Raw genomic sequence first — 24,681 nt, 5'->3', positions numbered from 1 at the left:
GCGGTCCGAGCCACGAGGGGGGAGGCTCGGACCGTCGTACCGCGCGCCGGGATCAGCTCCCGGCGGTGGCCGCGGACAGCGCCTGTTCGACGTCGGCCACCAGATCGGCGGTGTTCTCGGCGCCGACGGAGAAGCGGATGAAGCCTTCCGGTACGGCGTCGCCACCCCAGCGGCCCCGTCGCTCGGCGGTGGAGCGTACGCCTCCGAAGCTCGTGGCGTCCTCGACCAGCCGCAGGGCCGCGAGGAAGCGTTCCGCGGTCCCGCGGTCGTCGAGCACGAACGACACCACGGAGCCGAAGCGCCGCATCTGGCGTACCGCGGTCGCGTAAGAGGGGTCGGTGGGCAGACCGGGGTAGCGCAGCCCGGACACGGCCTGGTGCTTGGCGAGCACCTCGGCGAGCGCGAGGGCGCTGGCGCACTGCCGCTCGATCCGCAGCTCCAGCGTGGCCAGCGACCGGTGCGCGAGCCATGCCTCCATCGGGCCGGGGATCGCACCGACGACCTTGCGCCAGCGCCGCACCCCGGCCGTGAGCTCGGGGTCGCGACAGGTCACATGGCCGAGCAGCAGGTCGCCGTGGCCCGTCATGCCCTTGGTGTCACTGGCCACGGAGAAGTCGGCGCCCAGCTCCAGCGGACGCTGGCCGAGCGGGGTGGCCAGGGTGTTGTCGACGGCGACCAGTGTGCCGCCGGCATGCGCGGCCTTGACCAGGCGCCGCACGTCGCAGACGTCGAGGCCCGGGTTGGAGGGTGTCTCCAGCCACAGGAGCTTGGCGCCCTCCAGAACGGTGAGCTGCGCGTCGCCGCCGGTCGGCGCGGTCCGCACCTCGACTCCGTACGCCTCCAGCTGTTCGCGCAGGAGGGGAAGTGCCTGATAGCCGTCATCGGGGAGGACGACGGCGTCGCCGCTGCGCGCCTGGGAGAGCAGGACGGCCGAGATCGCCGCCATTCCGGAGGCGAAGACGGTGGTCTCCACGTTCTCGCCCGGTGCTTCGAGCTCCCCGATGGCCTGTTCCAGCCGGGTCCAGGTCGGGTTGCCGTCCCGGCCGTAGGTGTAGGGGCCGGTCGGCTCGCCGGACAGGTGGAAGTGTGCCGCGAAGACCGGTCCGGGGAGAGTGGGCTCGTACTGCTGTGGTTCCGGAAGCCCCGCGCGTACCGCACGCGTTCCGTCGCCCGTGTTGCTCATGGTCGTCCTCGCTTCTCTCCCCGGCCGGTCACCGGTCCTTGTCGCACTGTCTCAGGTGGGCGCGGGCCGCTTCCCGCCGGGCGGATCAGTCCTCGTCCGGGAGGACGACGTTCAGTGCCCAGGAGACGATCGAGACGATCAGGCCGCCGAGGACTGCGGTCCAGAAGCCGGAGACGTGGAAGCTCAGGTCGAGCACTCCGGCCAGCCACGAGGTGAGCAGCAGCATCAGGGCGTTCACCACGAGGGTGATCAGGCCCAGCGTGAGGATGAAGAGCGGCAGGGTGAGCAGCTTCACGATCGGCTTGACCACGACGTTGACCAGGCCGAAGACCAGCGCGACGAGGATCAGGGTCAGGGCCTTGCGGCCGGTGCTGCCGCCGTTCAGCGTGATGTCCTGGACCAGCCAGATGGCCACGGCCAGCGCACCCGCGTTGGCGATCGTCTTGACTACGAAATTCTTCATGTGTCTGATCGTGGCAGACATGATCGGTGGCGGACACCGGCTGGGCAGAGGCAAGGGGCGGACGGTCCATGAAGGCATTCAGGCTGGACGAACTGGAGGCGGAACGGGCCGCCAACGATGGCGCGTACCTGCAGTTCCTTCGCGAGCGGAACATGTCGGTCGGGCTGTACGCGCTGGACGCCGGTGAGCTCGACCCGCAGAAGCCGCACAGCCAGGACGAGGTCTACTTCGTGGTCAGTGGTCGCGCGTCGATCACCGTCGGCATGGAAACGACACAGGTGGGAAGAGGGAGTGTCGTGTACGTGCCCGCGGGCACGGCCCACAAGTTCCACCACATCACCGAGGACCTGCGCGTGATGGTGGTCTTCTCGCCGCCCGAGGGATGAGTCCGCAGCCGTTGCGTCCCAGGGTTCCCTAAGGGATCGATCAGGGGAGGACAAGGGCTTCCCGGGGCCCGGGGGCCGTCTTTCGCCTCTAGCATCGAAGCAGGAACTCACAGAGACGAGGTAAGGACGATGGCCGTGCGGGAGATATTCACTGGGATGCCCTGGTGGGTGAAGTGGATCGCGGTGCCCGTGATCGCGATCGTCGTGTTCGGTGGTCTGATCGCCAGCCTGGTCACGTTCGTGGTCGGCCTGCTCTTCAAGATCCTGATCTTCGTGATCCTGGTCGGCGGCCTCGTCTTCCTCGTACGGAAGTTCATGTCGTCGTCCTCCGGGAACGGCTGGTGACCGCACGCCCGACGGGGGATTAGCCCAGCTGAGCTAAGGAAAGGCGAATCGGCACCCGCTCACAGGGCTGCCGATACAGTGACAGTCCTCTGCCACCACCTGGGAAAACACCGCAAGTCACCACCCCGACCAGTGGTTTGTGCGGGATCCGGCCTCCGGACCCCCAGGTCCGCGGCAGACCTGTGGGGGCGGCCCCCACGGGCGGGCTGACCGCCCGTCACCACGCCTGGGGGTGACCGTTGACCACGGCATCGAGTACGGCTGTTCCGACGCTCATCGGGTCGGTGCAGCGGGCGCTGAGGCTGCTGGAGGCTGTGGGCACCCATCGCGACGGGGCCCCGGCCAAACAGCTCGCGAGGGAAGCGGGCCTTCCCCTTCCCACCGCCTACCACCTGCTGCGGACCCTGACCCACGAGGGGTACCTGCGCAGGGAGAACGGCGTCTTCCGCTTCGGCACCGCCGCCGAACGGCTGATGGGCGACCGCGCCGCTCAGAGCCGTCGCAGCGCCATGGCCCGTTCGCTGGGCCGCTGGCGGGACATCGTCGGAGCCCCGGTGTACTGCGCCATCTACCGCGAGGGCGAGATCGAGCTCCTCGCCGTGGCGGACACCCCCGAGCGGCCGGCGGTTGACGAGTGGGCGGCGTTCCGCGAGACCGGGCACGCGCACGCGATCGGCCAGTGTCTGCTGAGCCGGCTGGACGAGAAGGCCCGCGAGGACCACCTGGACCGGCATCCGGTGCGCCCGCTGACCCGGTACTCGGTGCGCGACCGTGCGGCGTTCCTCACCCGGCTGCGGTCGCTGGAGCGTACGGAACCGGTCATCGAGCGGCAGGAGTACGCGCTCGGGACGGTCTGTGCGGCCATCCCGATCACGGCCGGATTCACCGCCGCCGCGATGGCCATTTCGGTACCCCTCCACGAGGAGGACCGGTTGCTGCCCGCAGTCGAACGGCTACGCGGTGAAGTGTCGAGCCTCTTGCGTTCGTTCGTGTTCTCTATCAGTATCTGAAAAATCACTCCTTGTGATCTGCTATCGCGTGCACCACGATGGCGTCAATAGGGCCATGGGGGATCATTCCTGGCCAGATTCATCTACTGCGGGGTTGAACGATGCGCGAGTCGGTTCAAGCTGAGGTCATGATGAGCTTCCTCGTCTCCGAGGAGCTCTCATTCCGTATCCCGGTGGAGCTCCGGTACGAAGTGTGCGATCCGTACGCGATCCGGATGACCTTCCATCTGCCCGGCGACGCCCCCGTCACCTGGGCCTTCGGCCGTGAGCTGCTGCTCGACGGCCTCAACAGCCCCAGTGGTGACGGTGATGTGCACATCGCGCCGACCGAGCCGGAGGGGCTGTGCGACGTCCACATCCGGCTGCAGGTGGGCGCCGACCGTGCGCTCTTCCGGGCGGGCACGGCACCTCTTGTCGCTTTCCTCGACCGTACGGACAAGCTGGTGCCCCTCGGGCAGGAGTGCACTCTGGGTGACTTCGACGGCAACTTGGAGGAGGCGCTGGGTCGCATCCTGGCCGAAGAGCAGAACGCGGGCTGAAGCGGTCCACGGCCCGGGAGCCGTGTTGCCACTCGAACACGGCGCCTGCCGATCGGGTGAATCACGCTGTGTGTTCCGGTCACGGCCTCGCCCGTCGTCGCCGGCCCCTGCCGCTCCGCACGGGTGCCGAAGCCCTGGCTTCCGCGCCGACCCCCGTGCGGTCCGCGGAGACGACCAGCGCCGCGAGCGCTGTCGTCACCGGCACGGAGGCGACCAGTCCGATCGAGCCGACGAGGGTGCGCACGATCTCCTCCGCCACCAGTTCGCTGTTGGCGACCGTCCCCACACTGCTCTGCGCGACCGTGAACAGCAGCAGGAGGGGCAACGCGGCGCCCGCGTAGGCGAGCACCAAGGTGTTGACCACGGAGGCGATGTGATCGCGGCCGATTCTGATCCCTGCCCGGTAGAGCTGTTTCGCGCTCATGGTGGGGTTCGCCCGGCGCAGCTCCCAGACCGCCGAGGTCTGGGTGACCGTGACGTCGTCAAGCACTCCCAGGGAGCCGATGATGACGCCGGCCAGCAGCAGTCCGCTCATGTCGATGTGCGGATACAGGCCGTGGATGAGGCCGGTGTTGTCGTCGGTGTTCCCGCTCAGGCTCGCCCAGCCGATGAAGAGCGAGCCGAGCAGCCCGATCAGAAGCAGTGAGATCAGGGTGCCGATGACGGCGACGGAGGTGCGGGCGGTCGGTCCGTGGCAGATGTAGAGGGCGATCAGCATGATCGCTCCGGCCCCGACGACCGCCACCAGCAGCGGATTGGAGCCCTGAAGTATGGCCGGAAGGATGAACAGGGTCAGGACGGCGAACGACAGGGCGAGCGCCACCAGGGCCATGACCCCGCGCATCCTGCCCACGAGCACCACCGCGAGGGCGAAGATCCCGGCCAGTAGTATCAGGGGGAACTTCCGGTTCACGTCCGTCACGGAGTACTGGAGGTCATGGGGCGCGTCGGGGGCGTACGCCACCACTACCCCCTGACCCTCCCGCAGTTGCCGCGGTGCGTCCGGCTGGACGACCTCGACGAACCGGCGTCCCGAGTCGGGGCCGGTGGTGACCTCGACGGTGGCCTTCTCGCAGAGACCGCCGGAAACCGGGTGGTCCTCGGAGGGTTGGGCCCCGCCGCTGACGGGAAGCTGGGCGGCGTTCACATCCCTGCAGTCGACCTTGACGACGCTCACCACCTTTCCCTGCTGGGTCTGCCGGTCGAAACCGACACCGGTCCGTTCGTGCGACGGCGCACCGTTCGGCCAGAGCGCCACGAGACCGACGAGTACGGCGGTCGCGAAGGGGATCAGCGCGGCGGCGATCACCTTGCGCAGATGGCTGGAGACGGGGGCGGCCGGGCCATGGCTGTGCGTGTGCTGATGGCCCTGCGGTTCTGGGTCGCGATGAGGGGGCGTCACCGGCCGATCATCGCAAGAAGGAAGGGGCCCTCTGTTCAGTCCGCCCGTCGGGGAGCTAGCGTGGTGGCACCTTTGCACACGCGGGAGCTCGGAGCACCGGGCTGAGAGGGCGCTGACCGCCGTACGACCGTACGGGAGACGCTGCGCCGACCGCCGAACCTGTTACCGGGTAATGCCGGCGTAGGGAGTAGGTCTCATGACCACATCGGACACACGCACGCCTGCCTCCAATCAGGGCGACGAGGCCGGGAAGTCCATCGGCTGGCACAAGGGATACGTCCAGGGGCCGCGCCCCGACATCCGGGTGCCGGTCCGGCAGGTGCACCTGACCAACGGCAAGGACATGACGCTGTACGACACGTCCGGGCCGTACACCGATCCCGCGGCCGGGACCGACGTCCGGCGCGGCCTCGCGGCGCTCCGGGAGAACTGGATCATCGCCCGCAGTGACACCGAGGAGTACGCGGGGCGTCCCGTCCGCCCCGAGGACGACGGGCTCAGGCACACCTCGCCGCGGGGTGGGCTGCGCAATCTGGACGCGGTGTTCCCCGGCCGGCCGCGCCGCCCGCGGCGGAGCAGGGACGGCCGGGCCGTGACCCAGCTCGCGTACGCCCGCGGGGGCGAGATCACCCCGGAGATGGAGTACGTCGCGGTCCGCGAGAACGTGCCGGCGGAGGTGGTGCGCGAGGAGATCGCGGCCGGCCGGGCGGTGCTGCCCGCCAACGTCAACCACCCGGAGACCGAGCCGATGATCATCGGAAAGCGGTTCCTGGTGAAGGTCAATGCCAACATCGGCAACTCCGCGGTGACGTCCTCCATCGAGGAGGAGGTGGACAAGATGACGTGGGCGACCCGATGGGGCGCGGACACGGTCATGGACCTTTCCACCGGCCGCAACATCCACACCACCCGTGAGTGGGTTCTTCGCAATTCACCCGTACCGATCGGAACCGTCCCTCTCTACCAGGCCCTTGAGAAGGTCGACGGGAGGGCGGAGGAACTGACCTGGGAGATCTACAAGGACACCGTCATCGAGCAGGCCGAGCAGGGTGTGGACTACATGACGGTGCACGCCGGGGTACGCCTGCCGTACGTGCCGCTGACCGCCCGGCGCAAGACCGGCATCGTCTCCCGGGGCGGCTCGATCATGGCGGCGTGGTGCCTGGCGCACCACAAGGAGTCCTTCCTGTACGAGCACTTCGAGGAGCTCTGCGAGATCCTTGCCGCGTACGACGTGACGTACTCGCTGGGTGACGGGCTGCGTCCCGGGTCGATCGCGGACGCCAACGACGAGGCCCAGTTCGCCGAACTGCGCACGCTCGGCGAACTGAACACGGTCGCCAAGCGGTTCGGCGTGCAGACCATGATCGAGGGGCCGGGGCACGTCCCGATGCACAAGATCAAGGAGAACATCGACCTTCAGCAGGAGATCTGCGAGGAGGCGCCGTTCTACACGCTCGGCCCGCTGACCACCGACATCGCGCCGGCGTACGACCACATCACCTCGGGCATCGGCGCCGCGATGATCGCCTGGTGGGGGACGGCGATGCTGTGCTACGTGACGCCCAAGGAGCACCTGGGGCTGCCGAACCGGGACGATGTGAAGACCGGGGTCATCACGTACAAGATCGCGGCCCACGCCGCCGACCTGGCCAAGGGGCACCCGGGCGCGCAGGAGTGGGACGACGCACTGTCGGACGCCCGGTTCGAATTCCGCTGGGAGGACCAGTTCAACCTGGCGCTCGACCCGGAAACGGCGCGGGAGTTCCACGACGAGACCCTGCCGGCCGAGCCCGCGAAGACGGCGCACTTCTGCTCGATGTGCGGTCCGAAGTTCTGTTCGATGAAGATCAGCCACAGCATCACCGAGCAGTTCGGCGGCGCGGACGGCGCGGAGGCGACGGCCGAGGACATCGCCGAGGGGATGCTCGCCAAATCGCGTGAATTCGCGGCGGGCGGGAACCGGGTCTATCTGCCGCTGGCCGACTGACCGGGCACTGGACCGGTCGCGCACGGCTCCGGCGCCTTCGCCGGGGCCGTGGCGATCAGTCCAGTTCGTGCTCGGGGCCGCCGAAGTCGGGGCTGGTGAAGTCCGGGCTGCTGTACGTGGGGCGCGGCGCCGCCGACGGGCCCTCGCCCGGCCCCGCGAAGTCGGGCCTGCTGTAGCCGATCTTGGGAAGGCGGCCGGTCGGGCGGTGCGGGGCGGGGTCCGCGGGGCCGGCGGGCTCGGTGAGGGCGTCGCGCAGGAAGGGCACGATGCCCCGCTCCAGCAGCGCCTGGCGCCAGGCGTCCTTGGCGCGTGCCACGTCGTCGGGCAGTCGCTCGCGGGCTTCCCGGGCCGGCAGGGACGTCGAGCCGTTGCGCAGAGCGGCGATGAGCAGGCCGAGGGCGGCGACGAAGATGGCGGCGGCCGTGACGGCGGCGAAGAACCAGCCCGCGTCCACCATGGGGCCGGCGAACGCCGGTGGCGGCTCCAGCATCTTCAGGAGGTAGCCGACCAGCAGGAATATGGCCGCCGCCGTTCCCGCCAGCATCGGAGCCAGAACGGTGACGACCGCCCCTATGCCGGCGCCCGACTGGCCGGGGCCGTCCTGCGCTGTGCCGGAGGCCGTGTCCCGGGCGGCGGCACGTGCTTCGTCGCGGGCCTTCACGTACTGCTCGTACTCGACGGCTGCCGCGGCGGTGATCAGGGCGACGGCCGCCAGCGCCATGGTGCGCAGCTGGGCGGCGTTGAGGCGTTCGCCGACGGCGGCCAGTTCCGGTCGTTCGTGTGCGTGACGCAGTGCGTCGTCGAGGAGCCGTTCGTACTCGGGCCGGTCCTCGGTCAGCAGGTGCGGAGCGCTGTTCATCTGCATCCCCCGATGCTCCGTCGGGCCTGTGTGCCCGCTGGGTCCGGGCAGTTCGGGCGGAAACGGAGGAGAGCCTGCTACTGATAGGCCGATGGTAGAGCGCGCATAGCACGGGGTGACAGAGGGTTTCCGGAAATAGCCCCCTGACTCGGCGTGGTCAGCGCGGGAGGCGTCTTCCCCGCAGGACGTCAGTCATGCAGGGGGAGCTGGACGACCAGTAGCTTTCCGGCCATGGTCACTCCGCCGTCCATGGCGATGGCGAGCCCGTCGGCGTACACATGCGGCCCGTCGACCTGCGGCCCGGCGCCGTCCTCGCCGTCCTCGGTGCCGACCTCGCCGGTCAGGTACGGGATGGGGCTGTGACCATGGACGACGCGCCGTCCGCCGTACGCCGTCATCAGCTCCTGGACGGCCTGGGCGCCCGAGTCGTCACGGAAGGCGAACCGCTTGGTGAGCTTGCGGAACAGGTCCCAGCACTCGTCGGCGTCGTTACGCGTGAGGATGGCGTGCACCGTGTCGTTGACGTCCTCGATGGTGGAGCCGTAGTCGAGGTACGCCGTCGTGTCCGAGTGCATCAGGAGGTGTCCGTCCTCCTCGACGACGGCGTCGAGCCGGGACATCCACTGGAGGTGGACGTCCTGCAGGCGCTCCATGTCCGTCTTCTGCCCGCCGTTGAGCAGCCAGGCCGCCTGGAAGGTGGCTGTTCCGGCGCCGGAGTTCACCGGGGTGTCACCGAACCGCTTGGCGCCGATGAGTAGCAGCTCGTGGTTGCCCATCAGGGCCTTGCAATAGCCGCCGGCGGCCGCGGCCTCGGCGGAGAGCCGCATGACGAGGTCGATGACGCCGATGCCGTCGGGGCCTCGATCCGTGAAGTCGCCGAGGAACCAGAGGCGTGCGTTGCCCGCCGCCCAGCGGCCTTCGGAGTCGATCAGGCCCTGTTCCGCGAGGGCGGCGAGCAGCTCGTCCAGATAGCCGTGGACGTCACCGACCACGTAGAGGGGGCCGAGGCCGGGGTCGGCGGCGGGGCGCGGTTCGGGCACGGGCTGCACCTGGGCGGGTTTGTCGACGCTGATGACGGGAAGGTCGCGCGCAGTCGGGGTGTACCCCTCCGGCGCCTCGCCTTCGGGGAACGCGTTCCCCGGATGCGGTGACGCGGGCGGCGCGGGGGACTGCGCATAGGGCGGTACGCGGAAGTCGCGCAACGTCGCCGTCCGCACCACGGGTTCCTGACCGGCCCCCTGTGTCATCGACCCCTCCACACCACCGTCGCGCCGCCGTACACCTGACGGGCCCTGCTGGTCGGGTTGGTCCGCGGTGTCGTGCGCCCATCATAGGAATGCAGATCGTGCTCTGGGACGCACCAGGGGTGGTGAATCCTTCCGCATGCCAGGTTCGTCGGTCGATTGGTCCTAATTGGGATGATCAGTCCCCTGCCGGGGAACGCGGCGCACTGACTGTGGTGCGGGGCGGGCGGCGTTGCGAGGACGTCCGGACGATGAGTTCCGTCGGCACCACGCGTTCCACCGGACCGTCCTGGTCGACCCCCTCGATGGCGTCGATGAGCAGCTGGACGACCGCCGTGCCGATCCTCCGCGGCTTCAGCGAGAGCGTGGTGATGGGCGGCTCGGTGGTCGCGTACACCGTGGATTCGCTGCAGCAGACGAGGAGCAGGTCCTCGGGTACGCGCAGGCCGTAGCGGCGCGCGGCCGCGAGCAGGTCCGTGCCGTTGGGGTCGAAGAGCCCGTAGACGGCGTCGGGGCGGTCCGGGCGGGCCAGCAGCCGGTCGGCGGCCACCGCCCCCGCGCACGGGTCGTGGGCGGGGTAGGACTCGTAGACCGGATCCTGGCCCACGCGCTCGCACCAGTGCAGGTAGGCGGTGGTGGAGAGCCGGGTGTACGTGTCGGTGGTGGTGCCGGTGAGCAGTCCGATACGGCGGGCCCCGGCAGCGGCGAGATGGTCGAGGAGATCGAGCACGGCTGCCCGGTGGTCGTTGTCTACCCAGGCGGTCACGGGCAGCGACCCGGCGGGGCGGCCGTCGGAGACGACGGGCAGCCCCTGGCGGACCAGCTCGGAGACGACGGGGTCCTGGTCGGACGGATCGATGACGACGGTGCCGTCGAGCGCCACGTTGGACCAGACGTCGTGGCGCGAGGTCGCCGGCAGGATGACCAGGGCGTAGCCGCGGGCGAGGGCCGCTGAGGTGGCCGCCCTCGCCATCTCCGCGAAGTACGCGAACTCGGTGAAGGTGAAAGGTTCATCCCCGTACGTCGTGACCGTCAGGCCGATGAGGCCGGACTTGCCGGTACGGAGCGTGCGGGCCGCTGCGGAAGGGCGGTAGCCCAGGCGCTCTGCGACCTCGCGGACATGGCGGCGGGTGGCGTCCGGGAGCCTGCCCTTGCCGTTGAGCGCGTCGGAGACGGTCGTGATGGAGACGCCGGCGGCGGCGGCCACATCCCGGATTCCGGCACGTCCCTGCCTGCCGCCGCGCCGGGGGGTCTCCGTCCGGCTCACCTGGTGCTTCCCTGCTGCTGTCATGGCGAGCCGATAGTAGGGGTCGGGCGGGGAATTGGTCCGGTCGCATATTCACGCGTTGACAGGCACGTTTCTGCAAGGTCATCAGACGTCAACCACCTTACGAAGCAAGGCTGTTAGTGGGGTTCACCGTCATGTGACATGCATCCGACTGGATGGACCTGCTGGGAGGGCAAGGTCTCGAGGAGGTCTCAACTCACCATTTCGAGGGACGCGCGCCACGGAGTGAGCCACCAGCGCGCGCCACCGTCGGTCGCGCTCCCCCTCATTCCGGGGTTCACCGGACGAATCCTCTGTCCACCCGTTCGCAGCGGCGCCCAATCCTCATAAGGTGAGCAGTATTGATGTGTACGGATGGTCGAGGAGGACCTGCGGTGAGCGAGACGAGCCCCAAGCTGCGCGCCGAACTGGACGGCGTACCTGCCTATGTTCCGGGCAAACCGGCATCGGCAGACGGACCCGCCGCCTTCAAGCTGTCCTCCAACGAGAACCCGTATCCGCCGCTGCCGGGCGTGATGGAGAGCGCGCTCGCGGCCGCTGAGCACTTCAACCGCTACCCGGACATGGCCTGCACCGGTCTGATGAACGAGCTGGCCGACCGCTTCGGTGTGCCCGTGTCGCACCTGGCCACCGGCACCGGTTCGGTCGGCGTGGCCCAGCAACTGCTCCAGGCCACCTCGGGGCCGGGCGACGAGGTGATCTACGCCTGGCGTTCCTTCGAGGCGTACCCGATCATCACGCAGGTCAGCGGCGCGACCTCGGTCAAGGTGCCGCTGACCGACGGGGATGTGCACGACCTGGACGCGATGGCGGACGCGATCACCGACCGCACGCGGCTGATCTTCGTCTGCAACCCGAACAACCCGACCGGCACCGTCGTGCGCCGGGCCGAGCTTGAACGATTCCTCGACCGGGTGCCGAGCGATGTGCTCGTGGTGCTGGACGAGGCGTACAAGGAGTTCATCCGCGACGTCGAGGTCCCCGACGGTCTGGAGATCTACCGGGACCGCCCCAATGTGGCGGTGCTGAGGACGTTCTCCAAGGCGTACGGGCTCGCGGGGCTGCGGGTCGGCTTCGCGGTGGCCCATGAGCCGGTGGCGGCCGCGCTGCGCAAGACGGCGGTGCCGTTCGGTGTGAGCCAGCTCGCGCAGGACGCGGCGGTGGCTTCGCTGCGCGCCGAGGACGAGCTGCTCGGCCGGGTCGGCTCGCTGGTCTGCGAGCGGGACCGGGTCTCCGAGGCCCTGGCGCGGCAGGGCTGGACCGTGCCCGAGTCCCAGGCGAACTTCGTCTGGCTGCGCCTCGGCGACCGCACCCTGGACTTCGCTGCGGCCTGCGAGAAGGCCGGTGTGGTGGTCCGGCCGTTCGCGGGCGAGGGCGTGCGCGTGACGATCGGCGAGGGGGAGGCGAACGACCTGTTCCTGAAGGTGACGGAGTCGTTCCGCCAGGAGCTTTAGCCGGCGCCACCCGGCAACAGGGCCCCGCGTCTCGTGAGAGGTGCGGGGCCCTTTCGTATGCCCGGCGCGGGGGCGGCGAGCGCGGGGGGACCCCCGGCGAAGGTCTCGAAAGTGAGTGCGCCATAATTGCTTGTGAATGTGAACGCGTTCACAAGCGTGTCCTGCTTCCTCCCGTGATCCGTTGGATTTCACGGACAAATCGCCGCTGCGGCGGTGGTGACGTAAGGAGAAGACGACGTGGAGCTAGCTCTGGCGCCGGAGACCCTGGCGCGATGGCAGTTCGGTACGACGACCGTCTACCACTTCCTCTTCGTTCCTCTGACGATCTCTCTCGCGGCGCTCACCGCCGGCCTGCAGACCGCCTGGGTGCGGACGAACAAGGAGAAGTACCTCAGGGCCACCAAGTTCTGGGGAAAGCTCTTCCTGATCAACATCGCCATGGGTGTCGTCACCGGCATCGTCCAGGAGTTCCAGTTCGGAATGAACTGGTCCGACTACTCGCGGTTCGTCGGTGACATCTTCGGGGCTCCGCTCGCGTTCGAGGCCCTGATCGCGTTCTTCTTCGAGTCCACCTTCATCGGCCTGTGGATCTTCGGCTGGGACAAGCTTCCGAAGAAGATCCACCTCGCCTGCATCTGGATGGTGTCCCTCGGCACCATCCTCTCCGCCTACTTCATCCTGGCGGCCAACTCCTGGATGCAGCACCCGGTCGGCTACCGCATCAACAAGGAACGCGGACGCGCCGAGCTCACCGACTTCTGGCATGTGCTCACGCAGAACACCGCGCTGACCCAGTTCTTCCACACCATCACGGCCGCCTTCCTGGTCGGTGGAGCGTTCATGGTCGGCATCGCGGCCTTCCACCTGGCCCGCAAGAAGCACATTCCGGTGATGCGGACCTCGCTGCGGCTGGGCCTGATCACCGTGGTGATCTCTGGGCTCCTGACCGCGGTCAGCGGTGACCAGCTCGGCAAGGTGATGTTCAAGCAGCAGCCGATGAAGATGGCGGCGGCCGAGGCGCTGTGGGACGGGCAGAACGCCGCACCCTTCTCGATCTTCGCCTACGGAGACGTCAGCAAGGGCCACAACTCCGTCGAGATCTCCGTACCGGGCGTGCTGTCCTTCCTCGCCGATGACGACTTCCACTCGTACGTGCCGGGCATCAACGACATCAACAAGGCTGAGCAGGAACGCTTTGGCCCCGGCGACTACCGGCCCAACATCCCGGTCGCCTTCTGGAGCTTCCGGTGGATGATCGGCTTCGGCATGGCCTCGTTCGGCCTCGGCATCCTCGGCCTGTGGCTCACCCGGAGGAAGTTCATGCTGCCGGAGGCTATGCGCACCGGCGAGGACGAGGTGCCACATCTGGTCCTCTTCAAGAACAAGGCCCTCAGCCCGCGCCTTGCCCGGTACTACTGGATCGTCGCCCTGTGGACCCTGCTCTTCCCGCTGATTGCCAACTCCTGGGGCTGGATCTTCACCGAGATGGGCCGGCAGCCCTGGGTGGTCTACGGCGTGCTCCGGACCCGTGACGCGGTCTCCCCCGGTGTCTCCCAGGGCGAGGTGCTGACCTCGCTGATCGTCTTCACCGTGCTGTACGCGGTGCTTGCCGTCATCGAGGTCCGGCTCCTCCTGAAGTACATCAAGGCCGGACCGCCGGAGCTCACGGAGGACGACCTCAACCCGCCCACCCGGATCGGCGGCGACCACGAAGACGCCGACCGGCCCATGGCCTTCTCCTACTGAGAGCGGGAGCCGAGAAATGGAACTCCACGACGTCTGGTTCGTGCTCATCGCCGTCCTGTGGACCGGCTACTTCTTCCTGGAGGGCTTCGACTTCGGGATCGGCGTCCTCACCAAGCTGCTGGCTCGGGACCGCAAGGAACGGCGGGTGCTGATCAACACCATCGGCCCGGTCTGGGACGGCAACGAGGTCTGGCTGCTCAGCGCCGGCGGGGCGACCTTCGCCGCGTTCCCCGAGTGGTACGCCACGCTGTTCTCCGGCTTCTACCTGCCGCTGCTCGTCATCCTGCTCTGCCTGATCGTGCGTGGCGTCGCCTTCGAGTACCGGGCGAAGCGGCCCGAGGAGAAGTGGCAGGCCAACTGGGAGCACGCGATCTTCTGGACCTCGCTGATCCCCGCTGTGCTGTGGGGCGTGGCCTTCGGGAACATCGTGCGCGGCGTGAAGATCGATGCGCACATGGAGTACACGGGCAGCGTTCTGGACCTGCTGAACCCCTACGCGCTCCTCGGCGGCCTGGTCACCCTCACCCTGTTCACCTTCCACGGCGCGGTGTTCGCCGGATTGAAGACCGTGGGCGACATCCGGGCCCGCGCCCGCCTGCTGGCCCTGAAGCTGGGGGCCGTCACGGCTGTGGCCGCGCTCGCCTTCCTCATCTGGACCCAGCTCGACAACGGGGACGGCTGGAGCCTGGTCGCGATGATCGTCGCGGCGGCGGCACTGGTCGGTGCGATCGCAATGATCGCGGCAGGCCGGGAGGGCTGGTCCTTCGCGCTTTCCGGCCTGGCCATCGCTGCGGCGGTCGCGATGCTGTTCCTGACGCTCTTCCCGAACGTCATGCCGTCCTCGCTGAACGACAGCTGGAGCCTCACGGTCACCAACGCCTCGTCCAGCCCGTACACGCTCAAGATCATGACCTGGTGCGCCGGGATCGCCACTCCGGTCGTCCTGCTCTACCAGGGGTGGACGTACTGGGTGTTCCGCAAGCGGATCGGCACCCAGCACATCGCCGAAGCGCACTGACGCCATGCACGTCCTGACCGCGCCGAGCCGCATGGGATGTTTCACGTGAAACCGATCGACCCGCGTCTGCTCCGTCACGCCCGCGCCACGCGCCTGTTCATGGTGGCGGTGGTGGTCCTCGGCATCGCCGGGGCGGCGCTGGTCATCGCCCAGGCCATGCTCGTCGCCGAGCTCGTGGTGGGCGGTTTCCAGAAGGGACTGACGGCCGGTGGCCTACGCACCCCGCTTCTTCTGCTCGCGGCGGTCGCGCTCGGGCGGGCCCTGGTCGCCTGGCTCACCGAGCTGGCCGCCCACCGGGCCGGTGCGGCGGTCAAGTCCGAACTGCGCGGGCGACTGCTGGCCCGGGCTGCCGAGCTGGGACCGGACTGGCTGAGCGGGCAGCGCACCGGCTCACTGGTGACGCTTGCCACGCGGGGGATCGACGCGCTCGACGACTACTTCGCGCGCTATCTGCCGCAGCTCGGGCTCGCGGTGGTCGTGCCGGTGGCAGTGCTCGCCAGGATTGTGACCGAGGACTGGGTGTCGGCGGCGATCATCGTCGTCACGCTGCCACTCATTCCGCTGTTCATGATCCTGATCGGCTGGGCGACCCAGTCGCGCATGGACCGTCAGTGGCGGCTGCTCTCCCGGCTCTCCGGTCACTTCCTCGACGTGGTGGCCGGGCTGCCGACACTGAAGGTGTTCGGCCGGGCGAAGGCCCAGGCCGAATCCATCCGAAGGATCACCTCGCAGTACCGGCAGGCCACCCTCCGCACGTTGCGGATCGCGTTCCTGTCGTCCTTTGCCCTCGAACTCCTCGCCACGCTCTCGGTGGCCCTCGTCGCCGTCACCATCGGCATGCGGCTGGTGCACGGCGAACTCGATCTCTACACCGGGCTGCTGGTCCTGATCCTGGCCCCCGAGGCGTATCTGCCCATCCGGCAGGTGGGAGCGCAGTTCCACGCCGCCGCCGAGGGGCTTTCTGCGGCCGAGGAGCTCTTCGCCGTGCTGGAGACGGAGCCCCGTGCCAGCGGTACGGGGGAGGTCCCCGGCCCGCTGCGGCTGGAGCTGGACGGGCTGACCGTCCGGCACGAGGGTCGCTCCGTGCCGTCGCTCGCCCCCACCACGCTGACCGTCGAAGAGGGGGAGACGGTCGCCCTGGTCGGCCCGAGCGGGGTCGGCAAGTCCACTCTGCTGAACGTGGTGTTGGGCTTCACGGCCCCCGACGAGGGCCGGGTACGGGTCGGTGGGACCGACCTGGCGGACATCTCCCTCGAACGCTGGCGGGAGCGCGTCGCCTGGGTGCCGCAGCGCCCCCACCTCTTTGCGGGCACCATCGCGGAGAACGTGAGGCTCGCCCGGCCCGCCGCCGACGACAGCGCGGTGGCGGCGGCGCTGCGCGACGCGGGAGCCTGCGAGTTCGTGCGCGGGCTTCCGGACGGCGACCGCACCCTTCTCGGTGAGGACGGCGCCGGGCTCTCCGCGGGCCAGCGGCAGCGGATCGCGCTGGCCCGGGCCTTCCTCGCCGACCGGCCGGTGCTGCTGCTGGATGAGCCGACCGCGAGCCTGGACGGCGAGACGGAGGCGGGGATCGTCGAGGCCGTACGGAGGCTGGCCGCGGGCCGGACCGTGCTGCTGGTGGTGCACCGGCCGGCGCTGCTGTCGGTCGCGGACCGGGTGGTGACGCTGACGGGCCCGGCCGCCCTTCCGCAGGAAGCCCACGGTGCGCTGTCCGGTCCGGCGGGCGTGCCGAGCTCCGCGACCGCGCCCGGCGACCTCCTGCCCGCCGAGCCGGCGCCCGCGGCCGAAGCGTCCGAGGCGCCCACGCCAGCAGGCAGGCACGTGCTGGCACGGGTCCGGGACGCCGCAGGCGCCCAACGTGCCCGGTTCGGGCTCGCCCTGCTCCTGGGAAGCCTCGCCCTGGGGTCCGCCGTGGGGCTCATGGCGGTCTCCGGCTGGCTGATCTCCCGGGCGTCCGAGCAGCCGCCCGTCCTCTATCTGATGGTCGCGGTGACGGCCACCCGCGCCTTCGGCATCGGACGGGCCGTCTTCCGCTACGCCGAGCGCCTCGTCTCGCACGACGCGGTCCTGCGGATGCTCGCCGAACTGCGCGTCGCGGTGTACCGCAGCCTGGAGCGCATCGCACCGGGCGGCCTGCGCGGTGCCCGGCGCGGGGATCTGCTCTCGCGGCTGGTCGCGGACGTGGACGCGCTTCAGGACTACTGGCTGCGGTGGCTGCTGCCCGCCGGCACCGCCGTCCTGGTGGGCGCCGCGACCGTCGGCTTCACCGGCTGGCTGCTCCCCCAGGCGGGCCTGGTCCTGGCCGCGGGGCTGCTGCTGGCGGGCGTCGGGGTCCCGCTCGTCAGCGGTGCCTGCGCACGCCGCGCGGAACGCCGGCTGGCCCCCGCCCGTGCCGATCTGGCCACCCGGATCACCGATCTGCTGGGCGGGACGGCGGAGCTCACCGTGGCGGGCGCCCTGCCCGGGCGTACGGCCCGCACTCGCGCGGCCGACGCCGTTCTCACCCGGATCGCATCGCGTGCGGCGACCGCGACCGCGCTCGGGGGCGGTCTCACCGCTCTGATCGCCGGCCTCACCGTGGTGGCAGCCGCCGCGGTCGCCCTTCCGGCGGTGGCTGACGGCAGGCTCGCCGGCGTGGAACTCGCCGTGGTCGTCCTCACCCCGCTGGCCGCCTTCGAGGCCGTGACCGGGCTGCCGCTCGCCGCCCAGTACCGGCAGCGGGTCAGGCGGAGCGCGGAGCGCGTGTATGAGGTGCTGGACGCCCCCGTGCCCGTACGGGAGCCCGAAGAGGCGGCCGCGACGCCGGTGAGCCCGTTCCCGCTGGAGGTGCGCGGGCTGTCGGCCCGGTACGCGGACACGGCCCACGACGCGCTCGCCTCCGTCGACCTCACGCTGGACGCGGGCCGCCGGATCGCCGTCGTGGGGCCCTCGGGGTCCGGGAAGACCACGCTGGCCCAGGTGCTGCTGCGCTTCCTGGACCCGAGGGCGGGCACCTACCGGATCGGCGGCGTGGACGCCTCGGCGCTGGACGGGGACACCGTGCGGAGGTTCGTCGGGCTGTGCGCCCAGGACGCCCACATCTTCGACAGCTCGCTCCGGGAGAACCTGCGGCTCGCCCGCCCTGCCGCGACCGAGCCCGAACTGCGGGACGCCCTGGCGCGGGCCCGCCTGCTCGACTGGGCGGACGGGCTGCCGGACGGGCTGGACACCCTCGTCGGGGAGCACGGCGCCCGCCTCTCCGGAGGGCAGCGCCAGCGGCTCGCCCTGGCCCGGGCCCTGCTCGCCGACTTCCCCGTCCTCGTGCTGGACGAGCCCGCCGAGCACCTGGACCTGCCCACGGCGGACGCCCTGACGGCGGACCTGCTGGCGGCGACCCTGGGGCGTACGACGGTCCTGATCACGCACCGGCTCGCCGGGCTGGACGCCGTGGACGAGGTGGTGGTCCTGGAGGCGGGGGCGATCGTGCAGCGGGGCCCGTACGACGTACTGGCTTCGGCCGACGGCCCGCTGCGCCGGATGCTGGCGCGGGAACGGGAGAGCTCCGGGCAGCCCGGAGCGCCTGCGGAGGCCTGTTCCTAGCCCTTGCCCGGCCAGGAGCCCCCGCCGCCGGAGAGGGGTGCGGGCCCACCTTCGGAAAGGGGCGCACCGCACATCCCGACTTTCCAGGGCAAATGTGACTAATTAGGCTCGTGGTATGTCTGAGGAGGATCCGGCCAGGAGCCTGCAGGACCTGTCCACCGAGCTCACCACCCAGGTGCCGCGCCTGCTGGAAGCCATGCGCTCCGTGGGGACCGGCCTCGAACTGCATTCCACGCTCGACCGGATCTGCGAGACGGCGGCGGAACTGGCCCATGCCCGGTACGCCGCGATCGGGGTCGTGAACGAGGAGGGCGAGGGGCTCTCCGACTTCGTCACCTACGGGGTGCCCGACCCGGTGGCGCACGAGATCGGCCGCCGGCCCGACGGGCAGCGGGGTCTGCTCGGCGCCCTGATCCACGACCCCCGCCCGCTGCGCCTCGCGGACCTGACCAGCGATCCGAGGTTCGCCGGTTTTCCGCCCGGCCATCCGCTGATGCGCACGTTTCTCGGCGTTCCGATCAAGGTCCAGGGCGAGATTTTCGGCAACCTGTATCTCGCCGAGAAGGACGGCGGCGGCGAGTTCAGCGACTACGACCTGCACCTGGTGCGCGTACTGGCGACGGAGGCCGGGATCGCCATCGGCAACGCGCGGCTGTACGAGGCGGCCCGGCAGCGCGAGCGGTGGATCGACGGCTCGGTCGCCGTGACGACCGCCCTGCTCTCCGGCAGCGACGCCGACGACGCCCTCACGGTCGTCGCGGAGCAGGCCCGCCGTCTCGCGGGGGCCGCCGCCGGCATCGTGCTGCTGCCTGCCGAGGGCGGCGGACTGGAGATCGTCGCCGTCTCGGCGGACGATCCGGCCGACTCGCTCGGGGTGATCGTTCCCGCTGAGAGCCCGGTGGTGGGCATGCTGCTGAGCGGCGAGGCGGTCTTCGTGGACGATTCGGCCACCGACACCCGCTTGATCACCAGGCTGGCGGATCCGTTCGGTCCGAGCATGCTGCTGCCCCTGCACAGCGGGGGCCGGGTCCTGGGCGCGCTGGCCATGCCCCGGGCCAGGGGCGACCGGCCCTTCACGGAGACGGAACGGACCCTGGCCACCCAGTTCGCCTCGCAGGCCGCGCTGGCCCTGATGATGGCCGACGCACAGCGCGACCGGGAGCGCCTCGCGGTCTACGAGGACCGCGACCGGATCGCTCGTGACCTGCACGATCTGGTCATCCAGCGGCTGTTCGCGACCGGGATGATGCTGGAGAGCGCGCAGCGGCGGTCGGACGTGCCGGAGGTGCAGACCGGGGTCGGCCGGGCGGTGGACGAGCTGGACGTGACCATCCAGGAGATCCGTACCGCGATCTTCGCCCTCCAGCAGGAACCGGCGGAGGCGCCGTCCGGGCTGCGTACCCGGGTCCTGCGCGAGATCAACATGGCGGCCGTGCCCCTGGGTTTCAAGCCGTCGCACCGCTTCCGCGGGGCGGTCGACTCGCTGGTCGGCGAGCTGACGGCCAAGAACCTGATCGCGGCGCTGCGGGAGGCGTTGTCCAACGCCTTCCGGCACGCCGGCGCGGCCCGCATCGAGGTGGTCGTGGACGCGACCGTCACGCTGGACGACGGGAGGGACGCGGTGCGGCTCTCGGTCGCCGACGACGGGGTGGGCATGCCGGAGGGCGGGCGCCGCAGCGGACTGCGGAATCTGGCCCGCCGGGCGGAGTCGCTGGGCGGGGCCAGCTGGTTCGAGCGGGGGATCGGGGAGGGCGGCGGCGGTACGACGGTGGTGTGGCAGGCACCGCTGTGAGCGCCGGTGCGCGGCGCGAGGGCCTGGCCGGCCGGGCTTGAGGCCCCTCGGCTCAGCGTCCGGAGAGGCTTCCCGCGCGTTCGGCGAGGATGCGTTCGATGACCACGGCCACACCGTCCTCGTTGTTGGTGACCGTGCGGCCGGATGCGGCGGCCAGGGCGGCCGGGTGGGCGTTGCCCATGGCGTACGAGGTACCGGCCCAGCTCAGCATCTCCACGTCGTTGGGCATGTCGCCGAAGGCGACGACCTCGGCGGCCGCGATGCCGCGCTCGGCGCAGCACAGCTCCAGGGTGCTGGCCTTGGAGACGCCGGGTCCGCTGATCTCGATGAGCGCGGTGGGGCTGGACCGGGTGAAGGTGGCGTGCTCCCCGGCGGCCGCCCGGGCCAGCGCCAGGAACTCGTCCGGGTCCAGCTCGCCGTGGCGGGCCAGCAGCTTCAGCACGGGCACCCCGCTGCCCGGGGCCTCCTCGTGCAGCAGCTTCTCCGCGAGGGCCACGGTGGCGCCCGGGTCGAGGTAGAAGGGGGGGTAGGCGGGCTCGTAGTGGATGCCGGTGGCCAGCTCGACGGCGAAGGACGTGCCGGGCGCGGCCGTACGCAGCGTGTGGACGACGTCGAGTGCCGTCGCGCGCTCCAGGCCCCGGACCTTCAGCAGCTGTCCGCCCGCGTGCAGATCGGCGACGGCCGCGCCGTTGGCGCAGATCGCGAGACCGTGTCCGTGGACGTGGTCGCTGACGACGTCCATCCAGCGGGCGGGGCGGCCGGTGACGAAGAAGACCTCGACCCCCGCTTCCTCGGCTGCCGCGAGCGCCCGGACCGTGCGGTCGGAGACGGTCTTGTCGTCGCGCAGAAGAGTGCCGTCCAGATCCGTGGCGATCAGCCGGGGGGCGACGGGAGCGGACTGCTCGATAACGGTGGTCACCCGTACATTCTCGCGCATGGAAGCGCACGTGCGTGCGGGGGGTCGCACATTTGAGAGCATGTAGCCCTGACCTGAGAACATGCCTTCGGCATATGCCCGAGTCCCCTGGGTCGGTCTCCATAGTCCGGCATCCGCTTGGCGGGGAGTGTGAAAGCGAGCGTGCTCAGCGTGGCCGGCCGCGGAGCAGTTCACTGAGGCGGTCGCCGATGACGGATACTCCAGGGCGCTGTTCGGACTCGACGTACCAGGGCTTGCGTCGGCGCAGGAGTGCGTCGCCGTGCTCGTTCCACGTGAAGTCGGGCTGCCGCAGGAGTTTCCGGAACACTGTGTCGACCGTTTCCGGGTGTGCGGCGGCCAGCCGGCGGATCGGCAGCGGTGTGATCGACTCCTCGCGCAGATACGTGCGGAGCAGATCCTGGTGGTGTTTGCGGCCCGGGAGATCGGGGTTCGCGAACAGGTCCCGCAATGCCCCGTAGTCCGCGTAGAAGTTGAGTCCGTCGACCTGGTCGTAGATGACGCCGACAGTCTCCGCCCCTGCCACTTCCGGCGGCAGCGTGACGAGGGGCGGGTTCACGGCGGCGTGTTGTCCGCGCCGGGGGGAGCCTGGGCGTCGACCGGCGCCGACGGCGTGCTGCCGATGGCGGTAGTAGGCATTGATACGCTCCTCGGCTTCCCCGGGTGTCAGGATCAGCTCGTCGCTGCCGAAGAACTCGGCGAAGGCGGCTCGGTCCTCACTCATCGAGTGCCATCCCTGCTCGACCTTCTCCGGGTTGCGGAAGACGAGCTCGGGCCGGCTGGTGGCCAGGTCAAGGGCCGCAACGGCGATCTCCGGCGCGGCGGTGCGAGGGTAGGAGGACATCACACCGGAGAACAGCCATGCGCCGGGCACCGGCGTCAGCGCCACCAGTCGGGCGCTGAGGAAGCTTCCCTTCGGGACCCGGCGGAGAGCCGTCCGCCCGGCGTTGGTGTAGGCGCGGTACTCGACGTCGTCCAGCAGGTTGAGCAGGAGCAGGGAGTCGCCGCGTCCGCCCCTTACCTCGAAGAGCCCTTCCACGGGGTCGCGCCAGGCCAGGACCATCTGCCGGTCAGCATCGGACAGGGCCGTTCGGCGGGCGACGAAACGGTCGGCGACCGTTTTGCTGTCAGGAAGGCGGTACTGCAGCAGAAAGTGGTCCATGACGTTGGTCGCCGTCGCCTCGTCCAACACGCCTTCGGGACCGGCTGCTTCCGAGAGGAGTGGATCAAGGAACCGTTCGAAGGGACGGCTCTCCCCGAACGCCACGAGGTCTTCCTTCAGTTCGGCACTACGGCGTAGTACCTGTGCGAGGTCTGTGACGGGGTTCATGTCGTGCTCCGAAGCGCTTCGGAATTCCTCCCGTTCCTCTTCATCAGCAACCGGACCAGCGTCGGTACGCGTCGATCCAGCGCGCTCCCGCCGGGGGTGGTTGCGGCAGCGGCAGTTCCGCCAGGCCGATGTCCTGACGTGCCCCATTCCGAACGCAACGGGCGACCATGCGGGAGTCGTTCGTGAGGCGGATCTCGACCACGGTCACCTCGACACCCAGGACGGTCGTGGTGAACGGCACGGCCAGGTGTTCATCGATGACCGCCAGGAATCCGTTGACGGCCTCGATCTCGTCGTACGTGTCGACGGTCGCCTCTTCGATCAGCACGTCCAGTCCGGCGCCGCTCCTCTTTTCCACGCTGCCAGATTAGCGAGCCGCGCCTGCCCGGTCGTCTGCCTCCACGGGACTGCCGGCGCGTAGTACTTCACCGCCGGCGCGCGGTCCACGGCCCATAAACTCGCACTCATGCGTCTGAGTACTGTCATTCTGCCGATCCACCGCTGGGCCGAAGGCCGGAGGGTGTGGGAGCGCGCCGAGGAACTCGGCTTCCACGCGGCCTACACCTACGACCACCTGTCCTGGCGGTCGTTCCGGGACGGGCCGTGGTTCGGTGCGATCCCCACGCTGACGGCAGCAGCTGGAGTGACGCGGAGTATGCGGTTGGGCACCCTGGTGACTTCGCCGAACTTCCGCCACCCGGTCACCCTGGCCAAGGAGCTGATCTCGCTCGATGACATCTCGGCGGGCCGGATCACGCTGGGCATCGGTGCGGGTGGCAATGGCTTCGACGCGACGACCCTGCTGCGGAGCGGAGAAGAGCCGTGGACGCCGCGGCAGCGCGCCGACCGCTTCGGGGAGTTCGTGACCCTGCTCGACGCCCTGTTGCGCGAGCCTGCCGGCAAGTCGTACGAGGGGGAGTTCTACGCGGCCAGTGAGGCGCGGAACCTGCCCGGCTGTGTGCAGCGGCCCCGTCTGCCCTTCGCCGTCGCCGCCACGGGGCCGCGCGGTCTGGCGCTGGCCGCGCGCCACGGTCAGGCGTGGGTGACCACGGGAGACCCGAAGCTGTACGAGGCGGGCAGCGGCGCTCAGTCGGTCGAGGCCATCGGCCGGCAGGTGGACGGGTTGGGGCGCGCGTGCGCGGAGGCCGGGCGGGACGTGGCCGGGCTGGAGAAGGTCCTGCTCACCGGGTTCACGCCCGAGTTCAACCCGGGCCTTGCCGCAGGCGGGGGCCGGCCCCTCGACTCCGTCGACGCGTTCGTGGACTTCGCGGGCAGGCACGCGGAGTTGGGGTTCACGGAGATCGTCATCCACGCACCGGTGCCTGCGGACGGTCCGGGGTTCGACGCGGCGGTGCCGGACGAGAAGCTGTTCGAGGAGATCGCGACGCGCGGTGCGGCGCAGCTGGCCGGCTGAGAGAGGCCGGTTTGCTTTCCGGGTCCCGGATCAGCCCGGCAGGCGCAGGAAGTCGGCGGGGACGGCATCCGTGAGCCACACCCCGTTGGCGCTGACCCAGAAGGTGTGGCCCGCGCGGTGCATGGCGCCCGCGTCCACGGACAGCACGACCGGGCGCCCGCGCCGGGCCCCCACGCGGGTGGCGGTCTCGCGGTCGGGCGAGAGGTGCACGTGGGTACGGTCCATCGGGCGCAGCCCCTCGGCGCGGATCGCGTCCAGGGCCCGGCCGACCGTCCCGTGGTAGAGGTACGCGGGCGGTTCCGCCGGTGGCAGCCCGAGGTCGACGGCCACAGTGTGGCCCTGGCTCGCCCGGATGCGGCCGGCGTCCACGGCGAAGCGCTGCTTGTCGTTGGAGGCGACCACATGGTCGAGCTCCGCCCTGTTGATCGGGAAGTGATGGCGAGCCGCCGCGCTCAGCAGCTCCTCGATCGGCACCCAGCCGTGGGCATCGAGGGTGAGCCCGATCCGCTCGGGCTGGTGCCGAAGGTGTTTGGAAAGGTATTTGGACACCTTGACGGTGCGTCTTTCATCCATCCGCTCAGCGTGCCCCTGACACCTCCTCGGCGCATCTCCATTTCGCTCGGGATTCACCGAAACGGTTCCCGCTCCGAGGTTTGATCCACAGTCAGTTCCACTTATCCACAGGTAATTTGGCCTTACTGTGGA

The 24,681-nt window shown here is 70.0% G+C and carries 21 protein-coding genes; 11 read left to right on the top strand and 10 right to left on the bottom strand.

All coding sequences use genetic code 11. From position 1 onward, the window contains the following. Positions 1-52 precede the first annotated feature (52 nt). The gene (locus ACZ6C6_RS26640) at positions 53-1,183 is read right to left on the bottom strand and encodes a cystathionine gamma-lyase (RefSeq protein ID WP_469205992.1); all 1,131 of its coding nucleotides are present in this window, start codon (positions 1,181-1,183) and stop codon (positions 53-55) included. 85 nt (positions 1,184-1,268) lie between these two features. Further along, positions 1,269-1,646 (bottom strand): phage holin family protein, encoded by a 378-nt coding sequence (locus ACZ6C6_RS26635; protein WP_469205990.1) that lies wholly within the window; start codon positions 1,644-1,646, stop codon positions 1,269-1,271. Between the two features lie 68 nt (positions 1,647-1,714). Here ACZ6C6_RS26635 and ACZ6C6_RS26630 point away from each other — a divergent pair, with 68 nt between their 5' ends. The 4 genes from ACZ6C6_RS26630 (at position 1,715) to ACZ6C6_RS26615 (ending at position 3,926) form a co-directional block, all read left to right on the top strand. Next, entirely contained in the window at positions 1,715-2,032 is a 318-nt protein-coding gene (locus ACZ6C6_RS26630; protein WP_018101857.1) for a cupin domain-containing protein, read from the top strand. A 129-nt stretch (positions 2,033-2,161) separates the two neighbouring features. Beyond that, complete coding sequence (locus ACZ6C6_RS26625) at positions 2,162-2,377, top strand: DUF5326 family protein (RefSeq protein WP_469205988.1); 216 nt, start codon at positions 2,162-2,164, stop codon at positions 2,375-2,377. A 239-nt stretch (positions 2,378-2,616) separates the two neighbouring features. Further along, entirely contained in the window at positions 2,617-3,387 is a 771-nt protein-coding gene (locus ACZ6C6_RS26620; RefSeq protein ID WP_365676923.1) for an IclR family transcriptional regulator, read from the top strand. A gap of 101 nt (positions 3,388-3,488) precedes the next feature. Beyond that, on the top strand, positions 3,489-3,926 hold the full coding sequence (locus ACZ6C6_RS26615) for an SsgA family sporulation/cell division regulator (protein ID WP_018101854.1): 438 nt from the start codon (positions 3,489-3,491) through the stop codon (positions 3,924-3,926). A gap of 79 nt (positions 3,927-4,005) precedes the next feature. Here ACZ6C6_RS26615 and ACZ6C6_RS26610 read toward each other — a convergent pair whose 3' ends face one another. Further along, positions 4,006-5,328 (bottom strand): YibE/F family protein, encoded by a 1,323-nt coding sequence (locus ACZ6C6_RS26610; protein ID WP_469205985.1) that lies wholly within the window; start codon positions 5,326-5,328, stop codon positions 4,006-4,008. A 196-nt stretch (positions 5,329-5,524) separates the two neighbouring features. Here ACZ6C6_RS26610 and thiC point away from each other — a divergent pair, with 196 nt between their 5' ends. Next, positions 5,525-7,318 (top strand): phosphomethylpyrimidine synthase ThiC, encoded by a 1,794-nt coding sequence (gene thiC / locus ACZ6C6_RS26605; RefSeq protein ID WP_469205983.1) that lies wholly within the window; start codon positions 5,525-5,527, stop codon positions 7,316-7,318. A gap of 55 nt (positions 7,319-7,373) precedes the next feature. On the opposite strand, the gene ACZ6C6_RS26600 is transcribed toward thiC, so the two are convergent. The 3 genes from ACZ6C6_RS26600 to ACZ6C6_RS26590 form a co-directional block, all read right to left on the bottom strand. Further along, a complete protein-coding gene (locus ACZ6C6_RS26600; RefSeq protein ID WP_469205981.1) occupies positions 7,374-8,183 on the bottom strand; it encodes a hypothetical protein in 810 nt (269 codons plus the stop codon). 182 nt (positions 8,184-8,365) lie between these two features. Next, complete coding sequence (locus ACZ6C6_RS26595; protein WP_469205979.1) at positions 8,366-9,424, bottom strand: metallophosphoesterase; 1,059 nt, start codon at positions 9,422-9,424, stop codon at positions 8,366-8,368. A gap of 175 nt (positions 9,425-9,599) precedes the next feature. Continuing rightward, positions 9,600-10,712 carry a LacI family DNA-binding transcriptional regulator gene (locus tag ACZ6C6_RS26590; protein ID WP_026171354.1) on the bottom strand — a complete coding sequence of 371 codons (1,113 nt, stop codon included), beginning with the start codon at positions 10,710-10,712 and terminating at the stop codon, positions 9,600-9,602. A gap of 371 nt (positions 10,713-11,083) precedes the next feature. Here ACZ6C6_RS26590 and hisC point away from each other — a divergent pair, with 371 nt between their 5' ends. The 5 genes from hisC (at position 11,084) to ACZ6C6_RS26565 (ending at position 20,298) form a co-directional block, all read left to right on the top strand. Then, a complete protein-coding gene (gene hisC, locus ACZ6C6_RS26585; protein WP_469205977.1) occupies positions 11,084-12,163 on the top strand; it encodes a histidinol-phosphate transaminase in 1,080 nt (359 codons plus the stop codon). Positions 12,164-12,400: 237 nt separating this feature from the next. Then, on the top strand, positions 12,401-13,909 hold the full coding sequence (locus ACZ6C6_RS26580; RefSeq protein ID WP_469205975.1) for a cytochrome ubiquinol oxidase subunit I: 1,509 nt from the start codon (positions 12,401-12,403) through the stop codon (positions 13,907-13,909). Positions 13,910-13,925: 16 nt separating this feature from the next. Next, positions 13,926-14,927: a cytochrome d ubiquinol oxidase subunit II gene (cydB, locus tag ACZ6C6_RS26575; RefSeq protein ID WP_469205973.1), complete on the top strand. Its 1,002-nt coding sequence runs from the start codon at positions 13,926-13,928 to the stop codon at positions 14,925-14,927. Between the two features lie 45 nt (positions 14,928-14,972). Next, positions 14,973-18,506 (top strand): thiol reductant ABC exporter subunit CydD, encoded by a 3,534-nt coding sequence (gene cydD / locus ACZ6C6_RS26570; RefSeq protein WP_469205971.1) that lies wholly within the window; start codon positions 14,973-14,975, stop codon positions 18,504-18,506. Between the two features lie 115 nt (positions 18,507-18,621). Then, entirely contained in the window at positions 18,622-20,298 is a 1,677-nt protein-coding gene (locus ACZ6C6_RS26565) for a GAF domain-containing sensor histidine kinase (protein ID WP_469205969.1), read from the top strand. A gap of 52 nt (positions 20,299-20,350) precedes the next feature. On the opposite strand, the gene ACZ6C6_RS26560 is transcribed toward ACZ6C6_RS26565, so the two are convergent. The 3 genes from ACZ6C6_RS26560 to ACZ6C6_RS26550 form a co-directional block, all read right to left on the bottom strand. Next, a complete protein-coding gene (locus ACZ6C6_RS26560) occupies positions 20,351-21,235 on the bottom strand; it encodes a Cof-type HAD-IIB family hydrolase (protein ID WP_469205967.1) in 885 nt (294 codons plus the stop codon). A gap of 145 nt (positions 21,236-21,380) precedes the next feature. Further along, positions 21,381-22,562 (bottom strand): hypothetical protein, encoded by a 1,182-nt coding sequence (locus tag ACZ6C6_RS26555; protein ID WP_469205965.1) that lies wholly within the window; start codon positions 22,560-22,562, stop codon positions 21,381-21,383. Positions 22,563-22,605: 43 nt separating this feature from the next. Beyond that, complete coding sequence (locus tag ACZ6C6_RS26550; RefSeq protein WP_469205963.1) at positions 22,606-22,920, bottom strand: hypothetical protein; 315 nt, start codon at positions 22,918-22,920, stop codon at positions 22,606-22,608. Positions 22,921-23,028: 108 nt separating this feature from the next. Between ACZ6C6_RS26550 and ACZ6C6_RS26545 the strand changes: the two genes are divergently transcribed. Then, positions 23,029-23,976, top strand: a complete 948-nt coding sequence (locus ACZ6C6_RS26545; RefSeq protein ID WP_469205961.1) for an LLM class flavin-dependent oxidoreductase — start codon at positions 23,029-23,031, stop codon at positions 23,974-23,976. Between the two features lie 30 nt (positions 23,977-24,006). Here the strand turns inward: ACZ6C6_RS26545 and ACZ6C6_RS26540 are convergent, their stop codons facing one another. Further along, complete coding sequence (locus tag ACZ6C6_RS26540; RefSeq protein ID WP_469205959.1) at positions 24,007-24,549, bottom strand: RNA 2'-phosphotransferase; 543 nt, start codon at positions 24,547-24,549, stop codon at positions 24,007-24,009. Positions 24,550-24,681: the final 132 nt, after the last annotated feature.

Source organism: Streptomyces sp. NPDC041814 (genome assembly GCF_055590565.1).
The sequence above is the reverse complement of the archived record's forward strand: the minus strand, read 5'-3'. Positions and strand labels throughout refer to the sequence as shown.